The organism is Frigoribacterium sp. PvP032 (assembly GCF_017833035.1).
Classification (GTDB): domain Bacteria; phylum Actinomycetota; class Actinomycetes; order Actinomycetales; family Microbacteriaceae; genus Frigoribacterium.
The window spans coordinates 1,199,866-1,215,353 of record NZ_JAFIBM010000001.1 but is presented as its reverse complement, the minus strand read 5'-3'; the positions used below and the strand labels follow the sequence as shown (position 1 = coordinate 1,215,353).

Genomic DNA, 15,488 nt, shown 5'->3' with positions numbered 1-15,488 from the left:
GCCGACACCCGCGGAACCCGCGCAGACCCTCGCGCGCGCCGAGGGGTGTGCGCGGGATCGGGGGGTGTGGACGCTGCGCACGGCCGCTCAGCGCTGCGCCCGTGCGCCGGGGACGACGAAGGCCGTCCCGCTCGAGAGCGGGACGGCCTGTCGTGACGATCAGGTGATCGAGGTGCGCTGCGTGAGCAGCTGCGGCCTAGAAGACGTTGATGTCGAGGGGGATGCCGGGACCGAAGGTCGTCGACAGCGTGCCCTTGGTGATGTAGCGGCCCTTGGAGGAGGACGGCTTCAGACGGACGACCTCGTCGAGGGCGGCGTCGAGGTTGGTGTTCAGCTGCTCTTCCGAGAAGCCGGCCTTGCCGATGACGAAGTGCACGTTGGCGTGCTTGTCGACACGGAACTCGATCTTTCCGCCCTTGATGTCGTTGACGGCCTGCGCGACGTTGGGTGTCACGGTGCCCGTCTTCGGGTTGGGCATGAGGCCACGGGGTCCGAGGACCTTTCCGAGGCGGCCGACCTTGCCCATGAGCTCGGGCGTCGAGACGGCCGAGTCGAACGACGTGTAGCCGCCGGCGACCTTCTCGATGAGCTCGTCGCCGCCGACCTCGTCCGCACCGGCGGCGATGGCGGCCTCGGCCGCAGCGCCCGTGGCGAAGACGATGACGCGGGCGGTCTTGCCCGTGCCGTGCGGGAGGATGACGGTGCCGCGCACCATCTGGTCCGCCTTGCGGGGGTCGACGCCGAGCTTCAGCGCGACCTCGACGGTGGAGTCGAACTTCTTGGAGCCGGTCTCACGAGCGACGGCGACGGCCTCGCTGGTGCTGTAGAACTTGCCGGCCTCGATCTTCTCGGCGGCGGCGCGGTACGCCTTGGACTTCTGAGCCATGTTGGACCTCTTCGTTACTGGGGACGTGGTAGCGAGCCTGGCCGGCTCTCCCACTGGTGTCTGGTGCGTGCAGGCGGGCCGCCTGCACGAGGGGGGTGTGGCTAGGCGTCGACCGTGATGCCCATGGAACGGGCGGTGCCGGCGATGATCTTCGCCGCGGCGTCGATGTCGTTGGCGTTCAGGTCGGCCTGCTTGGTGGTGGCGATCTCACGGACCTGGTCCATGGTGAGCTTGCCGACCTTGTCGGTGTGGGGAGTCGACGAGCCCTTGGCGACGCCGGCGGCCTTCTTGATGAGCTCCGCGGCGGGCGGGGTCTTGAGGACGAACGTGAACGAACGGTCCTCGTAGACGGTGATCTCTACGGGGACGACGTTGCCGCGCTGCGACTCGGTCGCGGCGTTGTACGCCTTGCAGAACTCCATGATGTTCACGCCGTGCTGACCCAGGGCCGGGCCGATGGGCGGGGCCGGGTTCGCGGCGCCGGCGTTGATCTGAAGCTTGATCAGACCCGTGACCTTCTTTTTCGGTGCCATGTTCTTTTCCTTCTCGTGGGGTTCGAGCTGGCCGCGGTCGCGGTCCGCTCTCCCGGTGGTCCGCGGTGCGGACTCCGGTGATCTAGGGGAGCTGTGGGGCTGTCGCCCTGGGGCTAGAGCTTGGTGACCTGGTCGAAGCTGAGCTCGACGGGAGTCTCGCGCTCGAACAGGGAGACCAGCACCGTGAGCTTGCCGCTCTCGGGCTTGATCTCGTTGATGGTACCGGGAAGACCGGCGAACGAGCCCTCCTTGATGGTGATCGTCTCGCCGATCTCGAAGTCGACCTCGGCGGGGATGACCCGCTGGGCCTGCTTGCCGCCCTTGGCCGAGCCCTTGGCGGCGGGGGCCGCCTCCTGCACCTGGACGAGGCTCTTCAGCATCTGGAAGGCCTCCTCGAAGCGGAGGGGCGTCGGGTTGTGGGCGTTGCCCACGAAGCCCGTGACGCCGGGGGTGTGGCGGACGACCGACCAGGAGTCTTCGTTGAGGTCCATGCGGACGAGCACGTAGCCGGGGATCCGCACGCGGGTGACCAGCTTGCGCTGCCCGTTCTTGATCTCGACGACGTCCTCCATCGGGACCTCGACCTGGTAGATGTAGTCCTCCATGGTCAGGGAGACCATGCGGTTCTCGATGTTCTGCTTCACGCGACGCTCGAAGCCGGCGTAGCTGTGGATGACGTACCACTTGCCGGGCTTGCCGCGCAGGTCGTAGCGGAAGGCCTCGTACGGGTCGACCTCGGCCTCGTCGTCGGCCTCGTCGCCGTCGGTCGCGACCTCGTCGGTCGGCTCGCTGACGACGTCGAGGTCGACGTCGTCCTGGGCGACCTGCGCGTCGGCGTCCTGCACGGACTGCTCGGCCTCGGCGATCACGGCGTTCGCGCCGGCCGCATCGCCCTCGTTCGCGAGCTCTTCCGCCTCGGAGTCGGCCTCGTCGTCGGTCGCCTCGACGGCGGCCTCCGCCTCGGCGGCGTCGTCGATGTCGAGCGCGTCGTCGACGACGGCGTCGGCCTCGGGGTCGCTGGCCTCGGCGAGCGTGTCGAGCAGGCCGTCGAGGTCGTCCGTGTCGGTGGTGCCCGCGTCGCCCTCGTCGACGACGGTGATCGCGGACTCCTCGGCCGAGCCCTGGTCGCCGTCGGAGTCGATGTCGGTGACGTCGCCCTCCTGCGTCTCGGCGACCTCGGAGGACTGCTCGGCGGCGGGGGCGAGATCGATGTCGTCGCGCTCGTTGTCAGGCACTGGATTTCAACTTCCGTTTGAAGAGTGGGGCCGTGTGGAGAGGGACCTGGCGGACCGGGTCGTCCTCGCCGACCCCACAGGGTCGAGGGGCACGGCGCGGACCGGGTGGTCCGTCAGCCGGCGGGCAGGGTCAGCTGCCGGTGGGACCGTTGCCGAAGACGTAGCCGACGACGAGGCCGAAGAGGGAGTCGAGGCCGGTGACCAGCGCCATCATGATGACGACGAAGACCAGCACGACGCCGGTGTAGCTCAGCAGCTCTTTGCGGGTCGGGGTGACGACCTTCTTGAGCTCGGCGATCACCTGGCGGATGAACAGGGCGATGCGGGCGAAGGGACTGCGACGCGCTGCGCTGTCGGACTTCGCCTTGTCGACGACGTCCTCACTGGGGACGTCGAGGTCTTTTCTCGCCACTGTCGTATCTACCTTCCGAGGGTCGACCCGAGGGCCTGGTCCGTGATCCGGGCCGCCCCGCTGGTCTCTGGTGGACCAGTCGGGGCGACCCGGCCGGGCTGCAGGGCGGACAGGACTCGAACCTGCAACCTGCGGTTTTGGAGACCGCTGCTCTACCAATTGAGCCACCGCCCTATGGGGCCTGAACCCCCGGGCCGGACTGCGACTCGTGCTCGCCCTGAGGCGCGCGCCGACTCCGCGGTGTCCGACCGCCTCGACAAGTGTAGGTGAGCGCCTGCGGTGTTGCAAAGCCGGGACGCGCCGACGGGCCCGGCCGGGGTGCCCTGTCGGGGCCGCGGGCCGCCGGATAGGGTGGCCGTCGTGACCCAGCCGACACGCCGCCTCTCGTCCCGCATCGCCTCCATCGCCGAGTCGGCCACCCTCAAGGTGGACGCCAAGGCCAAGTCGCTCCTGGCCGAGGGCCGGCCGATCATCAGCTACGGCCCCGGCGAGCCCGACTTCCCCACCCCCGACCACATCGTCGAGGCGGCTGTCGCGGCGGCCCGTGACCCGCGCAACCACCGCTACTCGGCCGGCGCGGGCCTGCCCGAGCTGCGCGAGGCGATCGCCGAGAAGACCCTCCGCGACAGCGGCACGTCGGTGCGCCCGACGCAGGTGGTCGTGACCAACGGCGGCAAGCAGGCCGTCTACCAGGCGTTCCAGGCGCTGCTCGACGAGGGCGACGAGGTCCTGCTGCCCGCGCCCTACTGGACCACCTACCCCGAGGCGATCTCGCTCGCGGGCGGCGTCTCGGTCGAGGTCTTCGCCGGCGCCGACCAGGGCTACAAGGTCACCGTCGAGCAGCTCGAGGCCGCTCGCACCCCCCGCACCAAGGTGCTGCTGTTCTGCTCGCCCTCGAACCCCACGGGCGCCGTCTACTCCCCCGCCGAGGTCGAGGCCATCGGCCGATGGGCGCTCGAGACAGGCACCTGGGTCATCAGCGACGAGATCTACCAGAGCCTCGTCTACGACGGCGTGCGCGCCGTCTCGATCACCGAGGCCGTGCCCGAGCTCGCCGACCAGACGATCCTCGTCAACGGCGTCGCCAAGACCTACGCGATGACCGGCTGGCGTGTCGGCTGGATGGTGGGCCCTGCCGACGTGATCGCCGGCGCCTCGAACCTGCAGTCGCACCTCACGTCGAACGTGTCGAACGTCTCGCAGCGCGCTGCCCTCGCGGCCCTCACCGGCCCGCAGGACGAGGTCGAGGCCATGCGCCGCGCCTTCGACGTCCGCCGCCGCCGCATCGTCGACGAGCTCAACGCGATCGACGGCGTCGTCGCCCCGACCCCCGAGGGCGCGTTCTACGTCTACCCCGACGTCAGCGGCCTGCTGGGTCGTGAGTGGGGCGGGGTCACGCCCACCACCTCCCTCGAGCTCGCCGACCTGATCCTCGACCAGGCCGACGTCGCCACCGTGCCCGGCGAGGCCTTCGGGCCGAGCGGCTACCTGCGCCTGTCGTACGCCCTCGGCGACGACCAGCTGCTCGAGGGCGTGCAGCGCCTCCAGCGCCTCTTCTCGTAGGAGGCGCCGGCCGGGTCCCCGGACCCGCTCGCCGGCCCGGTCCACCGGCGGCGTCCCCCTGCCGGGTCCACCGGTCGGGGGATGCGGGTAGCCCGGTCCGGGGTGCCGCGCCCGCGCCTCCTGCCCGAGGCTCGGAGCATGACCCCACAGCCCGTCGTGCGAGTGCGCGACCTCACCAAGACCTACGGGCGCGCCACCGCCCTGCACGGCGTCTCGTTCGACCTCCAGCCCGGCGAGACCCTCGGCCTGCTCGGCCCGAACGGCGCCGGCAAGTCGACGACGATCGAGATCCTCGAGGGGCACCGCGACCGCAGCGGCGGCGAGGCCCTCGTGCTCGGCACGGACCCGCGCCACGGCGGCCTCGACTGGAAGGCGCGCATCGGCATCGTGCTGCAGACCTCGGCCGAGCAGGGCACCTCGACCGTGCGGGAGCAGGTCGCGCACATGGCGGCCCTCTACCCCCGGTCGCGCGACGTGGACGAGGTCGTCGCCGCCGTCGGGCTCGAGGCGCAGGCGGGCACCCGCGTCCGCGCGCTCTCGGGCGGGCAGCGGCGTCGAGTCGACGTCGCGCTCGGCATCGTCGGCGACCCCGAGCTGCTGTTCCTCGACGAGCCGACGACGGGCTTCGACCCGGAGGCGCGGCGGCAGTTCTGGGGGCTGATCCGGTCGCTGTCCGACGACGGCACGAGCATCCTGCTGACCACCCACTACCTCGACGAGGCCGCTCAGCTGAGCGACCGCGTCGCGGTCATCACGGAGGGGCGGGTCGTCGCCGAGGGACGCCCCGACGAGATCGGCAGCGTCGCGGCCAGGACCCCGCTCGTGCGGTGGTCGGATGCGAGAGGCCGTCACGAGGAGAGGACGGCCGACCCGGGCGGGCTCGTCGCGCGCCTGCACGGCGCGGGCGCGGAGCTGCGCGACCTCGAGGTGGTCCGTCCGTCGCTCGAGGACGTCTACCTCGAGCTCGTCGCCGAGGCGGCAGCGTCGTGAGCCGCGTGCTGGCCCTCGCGGGCGTCCAGGTGCGCCACGAGGTGCGGACCTACTTCCGCGCCGGCGACACGGTGTTCTTCACGTTCCTCTTCCCCGTCGTGATGCTCGCGATCTTCTCGACGGCGTTCAGCGCCTCTGGCTCGTACGGGGTGCGGCCCGACGGCTCGGCCGTCGACGCCGCCGCGTACTACCTGCCGGGGATGATCGCCGCGGGCGTCCTGCTCTCGGGCGTCCAGGCCCTCGGGATCGACATCGCCGTGGAGCGCTCCGACGGCACCCTGAAGCGGCTCGCGGGCACCCCGCTGCCCGTCGCCTCCTGGTTCCTCGGGAAGCTGGGGCAGGTGGTCGTGACGAACCTGCTGCAGGTGGCGCTCCTCCTCGTCGTCGCCCGGGTGCTGTTCCGGGTGCCGCTGCCGACCGAGGCGTCGTCGTGGGCGACGTTCGGCTGGGTGTGGCTGCTCGGCCTCGCCGGCTCGGCGCTGATCGGGATCGCCCTGTCGCGGGTCCCCCGCACCGGGCGCAGCGCCACGGCCGTCATCGTGCCGATCACGCTCGTGCTGCAGTTCATCTCGGGCGTGTACCTGCCCTTCACGCAGCTGCCCACGTGGCTGCAGCAGGTCGCCTCGGCGTTCCCGCTGAAGTGGCTCGCCCAGGGGATGCGGAGCGTGTTCCTGCCCGAGTCGTCGGCGGCGGCCGAGGTGGGCGGCACCTGGGACCTGGCGGGCGTGGCCCTCTGGCTGGCCGTCTGGCTCGTGGCCGGCGCGGTCGCGGCCCGGCTGACGTTCCGCTGGGGCAGGAAGGACGCCTGACCGCGGCCGCGCGGGACGGTACGGTGACGGACATGACCGCCACGGCAGCCGAGGGCGCCCCCGCCGTGAGCCGCGGCGCGGGATCCGGCGCGGGCCGCGGCACGAGCCGCGTCGCGATGCGCTGGTGGGACGTCGGGGCCGGGGCGACGGCCGTGGTGCTGGTCGTGCTCGCACTGGCCTCCGAGGCCGGCAGCAGCGGCGACGGCGGGAGCGCCGTCGGCAGCCGCCCGCTCGCCCTGGCGGCGACCGGGCTCTTCGTCCTGACCTGGCTGCTGCTCGCCCGGCCGGTGGTGAGGCGGGACGACGACCGGGTGGGCCGGGCGGAGGTCGTGGTCGTCGCGGCGGTCGTGGTCGTCGGCGGGCTCGCCGTCGCCGGTGCCCCGCCGCTCGCCGTCGTCCAGGCGTTCCTGATGCCGCTGCTCTGGACCGTGCTGCCGACGCCCCGCTCGGCGATCGTCGCCAACGTCCTGCTCTGCCTGGCGATCTCGGCGGGCTTCGTCGTCAGCCTCGGCTGGTCGCCCGACACGCTCGCGACGGCAGCCACGAGCGAGGGGCTCTCGCTGCTGTTCAGCATCGCCCTCGGCTTCTGGATCACGTCGATCGCCCACACCGGCGTCGAGCGCGGCCGGCTGCTCGACGAGCTGCGCGCCGCCCAGGACGAGCTGGCCACCCGGCACCGCGAGGCCGGCACCGTGGCCGAGCGCGAGCGCCTCGCCCGCGAGATCCACGACACCGTCGCGCAGAGCCTGACCGGGCTGGTGATGCTCAGCCAGCAGGCACGGTCGTCGGTGGCCGCTGGCGACGCCGCCGCCGGCCTCGCCCAGCTCGAGCTGATCGAGTCGTCGGCCAGGGACGCGCTCACCGACGCCCGCACGCTCGTCGCGGCCACCGCCTCCTCGGGACTCGACAGCGGCGACCTCGCCGACGCCCTGCGCCGACTCGCCGCGCGGTTCTCGCGCGAGAGCGGCGTCGCCGTGACCGTCGACGTCGAGCCGGGGCTCGCCCTTCCTCGCGACCACCAGGTCGTGGTGATCCGGGCGGCGCAGGAGGCGCTGGCCAACGTCCGCAAGCACAGCGGGTCGCGCTCGGCGCACGTCGCGCTCGCCCGCGGGGACGACGTCGCCGAGGGCTCGGGCACCGTCGGCGCCGTGGTCCTGTCGGTGCGGGACGAGGGCCGCGGGTTCGACCCCGCCGCCGCTCGGGACGGCTTCGGGCTCGACGGCCTCGACGAGCGGCTGCGGCTGGCCGGCGGGCGGCTCGAGGTCGTCAGCGGCGCGGCCGGGACGACCGTGACGGCGCACCTGCCCGGCGGCGAGCGGTCGTGAGCGTCCGCACCCTGGTCGTCGACGACCACCCGATCATGCGGCAGGGCCTGACCGCGATGCTCACGGCCACGCCCGACTTCGAGGTCGTCGGCCAGGCCTCCGACGGCGTCGAGGCGGTTCAGCTCGCCGCCGAGCTGCGGCCGGACCTCGTGCTGATGGACCTCCGCATGCCACGGCTCGACGGCGTCGCCGCGACGGAGGCGGTGCTCCGGGACGTGCCGACGGCCCGCGTCGTCGTGCTGACCACCTACGAGTCGGACGACGCCATCCTCGGCGCCGTCGAGGCGGGCGCCAGCGGGTACCTGCTCAAGGCGGCGCCCGAGGAGGAGCTGCTCGCGGGGCTCCGCTCGGTGGTCGCCGGACAGGTCGCGCTCGCGCCGTCGATGGCGGCGCTGCTCGTGGGGCGTGCTCGCCGGACGGCGGCGCAGGCTGACGGCGCGGGCGTCGGGTCGCGTGACTCCGTGAGCTCGGGACCGACGCCGCTGAGCCCCCGTGAGACCCAGGTGCTCGTCCTGGTCGCCGAGGGCTGCTCGAACCGTGAGATCGGCCTGCGGCTCTTCGTGGGCGAGGCCACCGTCAAGACGCACCTGCAGCACGTCTTCGAGAAGCTCGGCGTGGGCGACCGCACCCGGGCGGTCACCCTCGCGATGGAGCGCGGCTGGCTGCCCTCCGCACGGGGCTGACGTCAGGTCAGAGGTCGAGGCCGAGCAGCACGGGCTCGGGGCGGAGCAGGACGCCGAACTCGGCGAGGACCCGCTGCTGCACGAAGCGGGCGAGCTCGACCACGTCGTCGGAGGAGGCGCTGCCCCGGTTGGTCAGGGCGAGCGTGTGCTTCGTCGAGATCGCGGCTCCCGAACCCGGCAGCCGGAAACCGCGCGCGACGCCCGCGCGCTCGATCAGCCATGCGGCGCTGAGCTTGACGGCCCCGCTCGTCGGCGGAGGCGGCGGTGCCGGAGCCTCGCCGAGCGGCACCACCTGATCTTCGGGCTCGGGGTCGATCGGCCAGCGCGGGGCGTCCGAGGGCAGCTCCGAGGACGCCTGACGGGACACCACGGGGTTCGTGAAGAACGAGCCGCTCGACCACGTGTCGCGGTCGTCGGCGTCGAGCACCATGCCCTTGGAGGCGCGGAGGGCCAGCACGCTCGACCGCACGTCGGCGACCGAGACCCGGGCCCCGAGGTCGACGCCGAGGGCCCCGGCGAGCTGCGGGTACGAGACCTGCTCGCTCGCGCCTCCTGCGTCGCGGAGCGCGAACTCGACGGCGGTCACGACGCCCGCCCGGCCCTGCTTGAACACGCTCGTGCGGTAGCCGAGGCCGAGGTTGGCCGCGGGCACGCGGACGAACTCGCCCGTGTCGGCGTCGAGGAAGTCGACCGAGACGACCGTCGACGACACCTCTTGTCCGTACGCGCCGATGTTCTGGATCGGGGAGGCGCCTGTCGAGCCGGGGATGCCGCTCAGCGCCTCGAGGCCGGACCAGCCCTCGTCGACCGTGCGCGCCACGAGGTCGTCCCAGGGCTCGCCCGCGGCGACCCGCAGGCGGACCCGGCCGTCGACGTCGTGCAGCCTCTCGACGCCACGGGTGCGCACGTGGACGACGGTGCCGTCGAAGGGCTCGTCGGAGGCGACCGTGTTCGAGCCGCCGCCGAGGACGAACCAGGGCTCGTCGTCGGCCCAGACGGCCCGGACGGCGTCGATCAGCTCGTCCGTGCCGTCGGCCGTGACGAACCGCGCGGGCTCGCCGCCGACGCGCATCGTCGTCAGCTCGGAGAAGGAGGTCACGCCAGGGTCACCACGACCTGGGCCTTGCCCAGCACGGTCTTCTCGTCGACCGTCACCGTGAGGTCGACCCGCGCCGTGCCGGCCTCGTCGTCGAGCGCCGCGACCTTGGCGGTGACGGACAGCTCGGCGCCGTCGGACGGGTGCACGACCACCGGACGGGTGAAGCGGACCTGGTAGTCGGAGACCCAGCCGATCACGCCGGCGTCGTCGCCCGAGCCGTCGAGCCACTCGACCACGGGCTGCACCGCGGTGCCCATGGTCAGCATGCCGTGGGCGAGCACGCCGGGCAGGCCGACCGACTCGGCGACGTCGTCGCGGTAGTGGATCGGGTTGAAGTCACCGGACGCGCCGGCGTAGCGGACGAGCGAGTCGCGCGTCAGCGGGTACGTCTTGTGGGCCACGACCTGGCCGACCTCGAGGGCGCTCACGCGTCGTCCCCCCGCACCACGAGGGTGGACACCGCGGTGACGACGTGCGCCCCGGCCTGGTCGACCATGTCGGAGGAGGCGGTCACCATGGAGTTGCCGCCGAGGGACTTGACGCTGGTCACCGTGAGCGTGGCCGTGAGCTCGTCGCCGGCCACGACGGGACGGCTGTAGCGGAAGCGCTGCTCGCCGTGCACCACCCGGGAGTAGTCGATGCCTGCGTCGGGCTCGGCGAGGAGCTGCGCGAGGGTCGCCTCCTGCACCACGACGGGGAAGGTCGGCGGGGCGACGACGTCGGCGTGGCCCGCGGCACGCGCGGCTTCGGGGTCGAGCGACAGGGCGCTGGTCGAGCCGGTGGCGCGGGCGAACTCGCGCACCTTCTCCCGGCCGACGAGGTAGGCGGGAGCCGGCGGGAGGACCCGCCCTTGCAGATCGGGGTTCACTGGCACGGCGTCGAGTCTAACCGGGGCCGATGTCGGGGGCGCGGCGTACGTTCTCCCCATGAGCGACTCGAACATCGACCCTGACATCACGCCCGTCGACCCCGCAGCACCCGAGGGCGGCGGGGCACCTGCCTCCGGCGCCGACGCCGGCTCCGGCTCCGGCTCCGGAGAGACCCTGGGCGGCAATCGTCCCGACCCCTCCACCACCGCCTCCAAGGACCCTGAGGACTGGGTGACCGGCGACGAGCCGATGACCGGCCCGCAGAAGAGCTACCTCGACACGCTCGCCCGCGAGGCAGGCGAAGAGCTGCCCGCCGACCTCAGCAAGGCCAAGGCGAGCGAGCACATCGACCGCCTCCAGGAGAAGACCGGTCGCGGCCAGTAGCCGAGTCTGCTCGATGGCTCTACCGCTGCGAGGGCTCGCGTCGTACACTTCCCCCACGTCTGGGATGGTAACTCGACGCGAGCCCTCGATCGACGGCCCGGGACAGGTCCTGATCCACCTGTCCCGACATGGGCCGCGAGCGGCTGACGGGCACGTCCGGGTCACCCCCGGCCCGGACGTGCTCACTCGATCGACCCTCCTTCTCCATCGGAGATCGCGCGCGTGACGACCTCACCCGTCTCGACCGTCGCGGCCCTGGCACGCTCCACGCACCCCGGCCCGACCGTCGCCGTCACGCTGCTCTCGGTCGTCCTCGCGACGGCAGTCGGCCTCGACGCGGGACGCACCCTGGTGCTCGGAGCGGCCGTGCTGGCCGGGCAGCTCTCGATCGGGCTCTCGAACGACCTCGTCGACGCCGCGCGCGACCGCCAGGTCGGGCGCCTCGACAAGCCGCTCGCCCTGGGCCTCGTCTCGACCAGGGCGGCCATGGTCGCCGTCACGGTCGTCACCGTCCTCGCGGTCGGCCTGACCTTCTTGCTCGGCTGGGCCGCCGGCGTCGCCCACCTCGTCTTCCTCGTCTCCGGCTGGGCCTACAACCTCGGGCTCAAGCGCACGGCATGGTCGGTCGTGCCGTTCGTCGTCGGCTTCGGGGCCCTGCCCGCCGTGGTCACCCTCGCCGCTGCGCCCCCGGCCGAGCCCGCCGCCTGGGCCCTGATCGTCGGAGCGGCCTTCGGCGTCGCGATCCACTTCACCAACGTCCTGCCCGACCTCGACGACGATGCCCGGACGGGCGTCGTCGGGCTCCCGCACCGGCTCGGACGCCTGCGCGCCGGGCTCGTGGCCTTCGCCGCCCTGGGGACGGCTGCGGTCGTGACGGCGGCGGGGCTCCTCCTCGACGAGTCCCTGACTCCTGTCCGGACCGGCGCAGGCCTCGTCGGGGCGGCCACCGCGCTGGTGCTGTCCGCGGTCGGGGCGAGGCTGGTCCGCCGGGGCGGGGCGACCAGGGGCCTGTTCCGGCTCGTCATCGCCGCCGCTCTCGTGCTCGTCGTGTCGCTGGCCCTCGCGGGCACGGCGCTCGTCGCCTGACCCGGGCCGTCCGCGCCGGCCGCGCCACCTGGACGGGCCACGTAAGGACGCCCTGATTCAGGAGTTCTCGGCTGCCGCCTCCTGAAGTGTGCACGATTCAGGACGCAGAGTCCTGCACAACGCCAACTCAGGACTCAGCGTCCTGAATGAGGCCAGCAGCTGGCCGGCTGCGCATGCCGGACCCCGTCCACCTCGTTCAAGAACTCGCCGCGGCCGCCGCCCGATCGATTCGGGCCGTATTCAGGAGTTTCGGCTGCCGCCTCCTGAACTGTGCACGATTCAGGACAGAGAGTCCTGCACAACGCCAACTCAGGACTCAGCGTCCTGAAAAGCGTGAGCAGGGCGATGGGCTCGTTCCTGGCCGCGAGAACGCGAGGCGGCGCGAGGCGGCGCGACGCGGGTCAGACGAAGCGCATCGAGTAGAGCGAGGCGAGGAGGCGGCGGGTCGGCAGGTGCAGCGCCGCCGACAGGCCGACCTGTCGTGCGACGCCGACCGCGGGCCCGACGGGGCGGCCGAGGGCCATGTTGATCTCCGCCTGCCGAGCCGAGCGGCCGACCGACCGGCGACGCGCCTCCTCGTAGGCCCGGAACACGGTCGGGTCGAGGCGCCGCCCTCCGGCAGAGCGCAGTGCCCTCGCGATGACGGGTGCCACGGCGTCGGCGTCGAGCCAGCCGAGGTTCATCCCCTGGCCGCCGATCGGGCTGATCTCGTGGGCGGCGTCGCCGATCAGGACGACCCGCCCGGCGACCGTGCGGCGGGCCAGCCGTCGCTGCACGCCGAACGCGCTCGTCATGGTCGCCGTGCCGGGATCGACCTCGATCCCGGTCCGCTCCGCGACGAGCCTCGCGATCATCTCGGGGTCGGGCACGGCCTCGGTCGGCCGGGTCCCGTCGGACGTGCGTGCGGCGTCGTCGTCGAGCAGCACCACGAAGCGGCGCACCCCGCCGGGCAGCGGGAACGACTCCACGACGCCGCGTCGCTCGAGGTGCACGACCGCGTCGGCGCCGAGCCCGGTGTCGTCGGCCACGTCGCACATCACGTAGCGGTCGGGGTAGCGGCGCAGGGGCGCGTCGATGCCCAGGGCGCCGCGCACGGGGCTGCGGGCGCCGTCGGCGGCGAGGACGAAGCGGGCTGCCGCCTCCACAGGTCCGTCGTCGGCCGTGCCGCGGAGCAGGACGCGGTCGGGCTCCTGCTCCAGCGTGTCGAGCGAGACTCCGCGCCGCAACGAGCCAGGGGCGAGTGCCTCCAGCCTGTCGCGCAGCAGCTGCTCGGTGCGGTGCTGCTGCAGGGCGGCGACGAACGGCCAGCGGGGGTGCGCCCGGTCGAAGTCGACCGTGCCGAGGGTGCGCCCGCCGCTGCGGGCGACGCCACGGCGGACGGGGACTGCCTCCGCGACGAGCGGCTCGGCCGCGCCCACCCGGTCCAGCACGTCGAGGGACGGGGGGTGGACGCCGATGGCCCGTGAGAGGCTCGGCGCCTCGGCGCGGCGTTCCCAGACCGCGACGTCGAGGCCGCGCGCCGCCAGCAGGGCCGCGGCGAGCACGCCCACCGGTCCCCCGCCGACGACGACGACGTCGTGCGTGATCACGAGCGCGGCCCCCGAACGCCCGTGTGCTCGTCGAGGTCGAGCACGGCCCAGACGCGGAACGGCGGTCGACGGACGACCGTCCAGCCGATCGGCAGCTCACGGGCCAGCTCCGTGTCGGTCCAGCTGCGGCGGATCGAGCGCAGCCCGTCCACCCGGACGAAGGAGGTGCGCGCCAGCGGCAGCGTCCCGACCCAGTACCCGGCGTAGGCCGCGGGCGACCGCCGGATGTCGCTGTGCAGCGCGAGGCGCCGGGCCAGCGCCCGGCTGTCGGCGAGCACGGCGGCCCTGGCGTCGTCGTCGAGGTGGTGCAGCACGTGGTTGGACACGACCACGTCGAACTGCTCGCCGGCGGCGACGAGGTCGCCGCTGGACGCGCAGCGGTGGACGACGCCCTCTGCCGGTCGCGCGCTCGCGAACTCGTGCGCGCGGCGGTCGGGGTCGACCGCCGTCACCGTCAGGCGCACGCCGTCGCGGCGCGCCCACCGGGCCAGGGACCGGGCGAGATCGCCCCCGCCGGATCCGAGGTCGAGGAGGCTCGTGGGCCGGTCCGCGGACAGGAGGGGCCGGATCCGCTCGCGGTACGCACGACGCCAGCCGGCGACGAGCCCGTTCACGACCGGGAAGACGGCGTAGGTGCGTCTCAGCTGGCCGAGGTCGCAGTCAGGATCGTCCATCAGCTCGCGGAGCCCGACGGCCCGCTGCCCGACGTCGACGAACGGGCCGCGCGGGTCTCGCGACCCGCGGGTCTCGGAGAGGACCACGGTCACGCGCCGACGCGACGGGTGAGCAGCGCGCTCTCGACGGTGAGGCCCGGCCCGAAGGCCATGGCGCAGACCCGACGGGCAGCCGGCGTGACCGGTGCGTCGGCCGCGCCCGCACCTCCTCGACCCTCGGCCCCACGCCCCTCGAGGTGCTCGCGCAGGATGAACAGCACCGTCGCGCTCGACATGTTGCCGTAGTCGCGGAGCACCCGGCGCGACGGCGCCAGCTGCGCCTCGCTGAGGCCGACCTGCGACTCGACCCGGTCGAGGATGCTGCGGCCGCCGGGGTGCACGGCCCAGTCGTCGATCTCGCCGACCGTCACGCCCCCGGCCTCCAGCAGCGGGGCGAGCGCCGCGTCGACGTGCTCCTCGACGATGTGGGGCACGTAGCTGCTCAGCACCATGTCGAAGCCCTGGTCTCCGATGCTCCAGGCCATGTCGTCCTCGCCGACGGGCGTCAGCACGGTCTCGAGCACGTCGAGGTCGAGCACCGGAGCGCCGACGGCGGCGGGCCGGGACGACACGACGGCCGCGGCGGCGCCGTCCGCGAAGACGGAGGAGGCGATGATCGCGTCGGGGTCGTCCGAGCTCCGCAGGTGCAGGGTGCAGAGCTCGGCGCAGACGACGAGCACGACGGCGTCCGGCTCCGCGAGGCAGGTGTCGCGGGCGGCCCGGAGGGCAGGGAAGGCGCCGTAGCAGCCCATGAAGCCGATGTGCAGGCGGCGGGTCGAGGGCGCGAGGCCGAGCCGGCGCACCAGCAGGTAGTCCGGTCCCGGCGCGAAGAAGCCGGTGCACGAGACGGTGACGACGTGGGTGACGTCGGCCGCGGTGATCCCCGGGGCACCGGCCAGCGCCTCCTCGGCGGCGCGGACGAAGAGGTCGGGGCTGCGCTCGACGTAGACGTCGTTGCGGGCTCCGGTGCCAGGGCGGAGGATGCGGCCCTCGGCACGGTCGAAGAAGACGGGGGCGGTGTCGGGCTGGCCGGGCTGGCCGGGCTGGCCGGGCTGGCCGGGCTGCTCCGGCTGATCTGCGGCGAGCTCGTCGATCACCGTGTGGCGGGTGTCGATCTGGGCACCGTCGAAGACCGCCCCGATCAGCCGGGGCGCGAGTCGGCCGAGCCCCGGCTGGCTGCGGAACACGTCACGGATGTGGTCCTGCCCGATGATCGTCGAGGGAACGGCCGTGCCGATGCTGTGGATGCTCGGGGACATCCCCTGAGCGTATGCGACTGCCGGCGCACGGCGATCAGGAAGAGCCGCACCGG

Annotated in this window: 17 protein-coding genes and 1 tRNA gene; 7 read left to right on the top strand and 11 right to left on the bottom strand. The window is 73.2% G+C overall.

Translation table 11 applies throughout. The features are described from left to right. Window positions 1-196: 196 nt before the first annotated feature. The 5 genes from rplA to JOE35_RS05620 all read right to left on the bottom strand — a co-directional run bounded on the left by rplA (window position 197) and on the right by JOE35_RS05620 (window position 3,240). Window positions 197-886 carry a 50S ribosomal protein L1 gene (gene rplA, locus JOE35_RS05640; RefSeq protein WP_123546697.1) on the bottom strand — a complete coding sequence of 230 codons (690 nt, stop codon included), beginning with the start codon at window positions 884-886 and terminating at the stop codon, window positions 197-199. A gap of 101 nt (window positions 887-987) precedes the next feature. Then, a complete protein-coding gene (rplK, locus tag JOE35_RS05635) occupies window positions 988-1,419 on the bottom strand; it encodes a 50S ribosomal protein L11 (protein ID WP_123546698.1) in 432 nt (143 codons plus the stop codon). Between the two features lie 113 nt (window positions 1,420-1,532). Continuing rightward, on the bottom strand, window positions 1,533-2,654 hold the full coding sequence (gene nusG, locus JOE35_RS05630) for a transcription termination/antitermination protein NusG (RefSeq protein ID WP_209560260.1): 1,122 nt from the start codon (window positions 2,652-2,654) through the stop codon (window positions 1,533-1,535). A 130-nt stretch (window positions 2,655-2,784) separates the two neighbouring features. Further along, window positions 2,785-3,066: a preprotein translocase subunit SecE gene (gene secE, locus JOE35_RS05625; protein WP_123546700.1), complete on the bottom strand. Its 282-nt coding sequence runs from the start codon at window positions 3,064-3,066 to the stop codon at window positions 2,785-2,787. 101 nt (window positions 3,067-3,167) lie between these two features. Beyond that, window positions 3,168-3,240, bottom strand: a tRNA-Trp gene (locus JOE35_RS05620). 186 nt (window positions 3,241-3,426) lie between these two features. On the opposite strand from JOE35_RS05620, the gene JOE35_RS05615 reads away from it, so the two are divergent. The 5 genes from JOE35_RS05615 to JOE35_RS05595 all read left to right on the top strand — a co-directional run bounded on the left by JOE35_RS05615 (window position 3,427) and on the right by JOE35_RS05595 (window position 8,436). Next, window positions 3,427-4,629, top strand: a complete 1,203-nt coding sequence (locus JOE35_RS05615; RefSeq protein ID WP_209560259.1) for a pyridoxal phosphate-dependent aminotransferase — start codon at window positions 3,427-3,429, stop codon at window positions 4,627-4,629. Window positions 4,630-4,767: 138 nt separating this feature from the next. Beyond that, on the top strand, window positions 4,768-5,619 hold the full coding sequence (locus JOE35_RS05610; protein WP_209560258.1) for an ABC transporter ATP-binding protein: 852 nt from the start codon (window positions 4,768-4,770) through the stop codon (window positions 5,617-5,619). Next, complete coding sequence (locus tag JOE35_RS05605; protein WP_209560257.1) at window positions 5,616-6,428, top strand: ABC transporter permease; 813 nt, start codon at window positions 5,616-5,618, stop codon at window positions 6,426-6,428. The genes JOE35_RS05610 and JOE35_RS05605 overlap by 4 nt, the downstream gene beginning before the upstream one ends. A gap of 32 nt (window positions 6,429-6,460) precedes the next feature. Then, a complete protein-coding gene (locus JOE35_RS05600; protein WP_209560256.1) occupies window positions 6,461-7,753 on the top strand; it encodes a sensor histidine kinase in 1,293 nt (430 codons plus the stop codon). Then, window positions 7,750-8,436, top strand: a complete 687-nt coding sequence (locus JOE35_RS05595) for a response regulator transcription factor (protein WP_209560255.1) — start codon at window positions 7,750-7,752, stop codon at window positions 8,434-8,436. The genes JOE35_RS05600 and JOE35_RS05595 overlap by 4 nt, the downstream gene beginning before the upstream one ends. Before the next feature lie 7 nt (window positions 8,437-8,443). Here the strand turns inward: JOE35_RS05595 and JOE35_RS05590 are convergent, their stop codons facing one another. The 3 genes from JOE35_RS05590 to JOE35_RS05580 are packed head-to-tail and all read right to left on the bottom strand — an operon-like array spanning window position 8,444 to window position 10,409. Continuing rightward, window positions 8,444-9,535 (bottom strand): UDP-N-acetylmuramate dehydrogenase, encoded by a 1,092-nt coding sequence (locus tag JOE35_RS05590; protein WP_307802957.1) that lies wholly within the window; start codon window positions 9,533-9,535, stop codon window positions 8,444-8,446. Beyond that, window positions 9,532-9,963 carry a MaoC/PaaZ C-terminal domain-containing protein gene (locus tag JOE35_RS05585; RefSeq protein WP_209560254.1) on the bottom strand — a complete coding sequence of 144 codons (432 nt, stop codon included), beginning with the start codon at window positions 9,961-9,963 and terminating at the stop codon, window positions 9,532-9,534. Before JOE35_RS05585 ends, JOE35_RS05590 begins: the two co-directional genes overlap by 4 nt. Continuing rightward, window positions 9,960-10,409, bottom strand: coding sequence for a MaoC family dehydratase N-terminal domain-containing protein (locus JOE35_RS05580; RefSeq protein WP_209560253.1), 450 nt, complete (start codon window positions 10,407-10,409; stop codon window positions 9,960-9,962). Before JOE35_RS05580 ends, JOE35_RS05585 begins: the two co-directional genes overlap by 4 nt. Before the next feature lie 169 nt (window positions 10,410-10,578). Between JOE35_RS05580 and JOE35_RS15535 the strand changes: the two genes are divergently transcribed. Continuing rightward, window positions 10,579-10,788, top strand: a complete 210-nt coding sequence (locus JOE35_RS15535; RefSeq protein ID WP_245186350.1) for a DUF3072 domain-containing protein — start codon at window positions 10,579-10,581, stop codon at window positions 10,786-10,788. A 222-nt stretch (window positions 10,789-11,010) separates the two neighbouring features. After that, a complete protein-coding gene (locus JOE35_RS05570) occupies window positions 11,011-11,874 on the top strand; it encodes a UbiA family prenyltransferase (protein ID WP_307802956.1) in 864 nt (287 codons plus the stop codon). Between the two features lie 401 nt (window positions 11,875-12,275). Here JOE35_RS05570 and JOE35_RS05565 read toward each other — a convergent pair whose 3' ends face one another. Genes JOE35_RS05565 through JOE35_RS05555 form a run of 3 tightly spaced genes read right to left on the bottom strand, consistent with a single transcriptional unit; the run spans window position 12,276 to window position 15,435 of the window. Next, entirely contained in the window at window positions 12,276-13,463 is a 1,188-nt protein-coding gene (locus JOE35_RS05565; protein WP_209560251.1) for an NAD(P)/FAD-dependent oxidoreductase, read from the bottom strand. Beyond that, on the bottom strand, window positions 13,460-14,230 hold the full coding sequence (locus tag JOE35_RS05560; protein ID WP_307802955.1) for a class I SAM-dependent methyltransferase: 771 nt from the start codon (window positions 14,228-14,230) through the stop codon (window positions 13,460-13,462). Before JOE35_RS05560 ends, JOE35_RS05565 begins: the two co-directional genes overlap by 4 nt. Next, window positions 14,227-15,435, bottom strand: a complete 1,209-nt coding sequence (locus JOE35_RS05555; protein ID WP_209560250.1) for a type III polyketide synthase — start codon at window positions 15,433-15,435, stop codon at window positions 14,227-14,229. The genes JOE35_RS05560 and JOE35_RS05555 overlap by 4 nt, the downstream gene beginning before the upstream one ends. Window positions 15,436-15,488: the final 53 nt, after the last annotated feature.

Bases quoted from the DNA above. Each gene is read 5' to 3' on its own strand.
- JOE35_RS05600 (WP_209560256.1), top strand. From the start codon at position 6,461: ATGACCGCCACGGCAGCCGAGGGCGCCCCCGCCGTGAGCCGCGGCGCG.
- rplK (WP_123546698.1), bottom strand. From the start codon at position 1,419: ATGGCACCGAAAAAGAAGGTCACGGGTCTGATCAAGCTTCAGATCAAC.
- JOE35_RS05555 (WP_209560250.1), bottom strand. From the start codon at position 15,435: ATGTCCCCGAGCATCCACAGCATCGGCACGGCCGTTCCCTCGACGATC.
- rplA (WP_123546697.1), bottom strand. From the start codon at position 886: ATGGCTCAGAAGTCCAAGGCGTACCGCGCCGCCGCCGAGAAGATCGAG.
- JOE35_RS05610 (WP_209560258.1), top strand. From the start codon at position 4,768: ATGACCCCACAGCCCGTCGTGCGAGTGCGCGACCTCACCAAGACCTAC.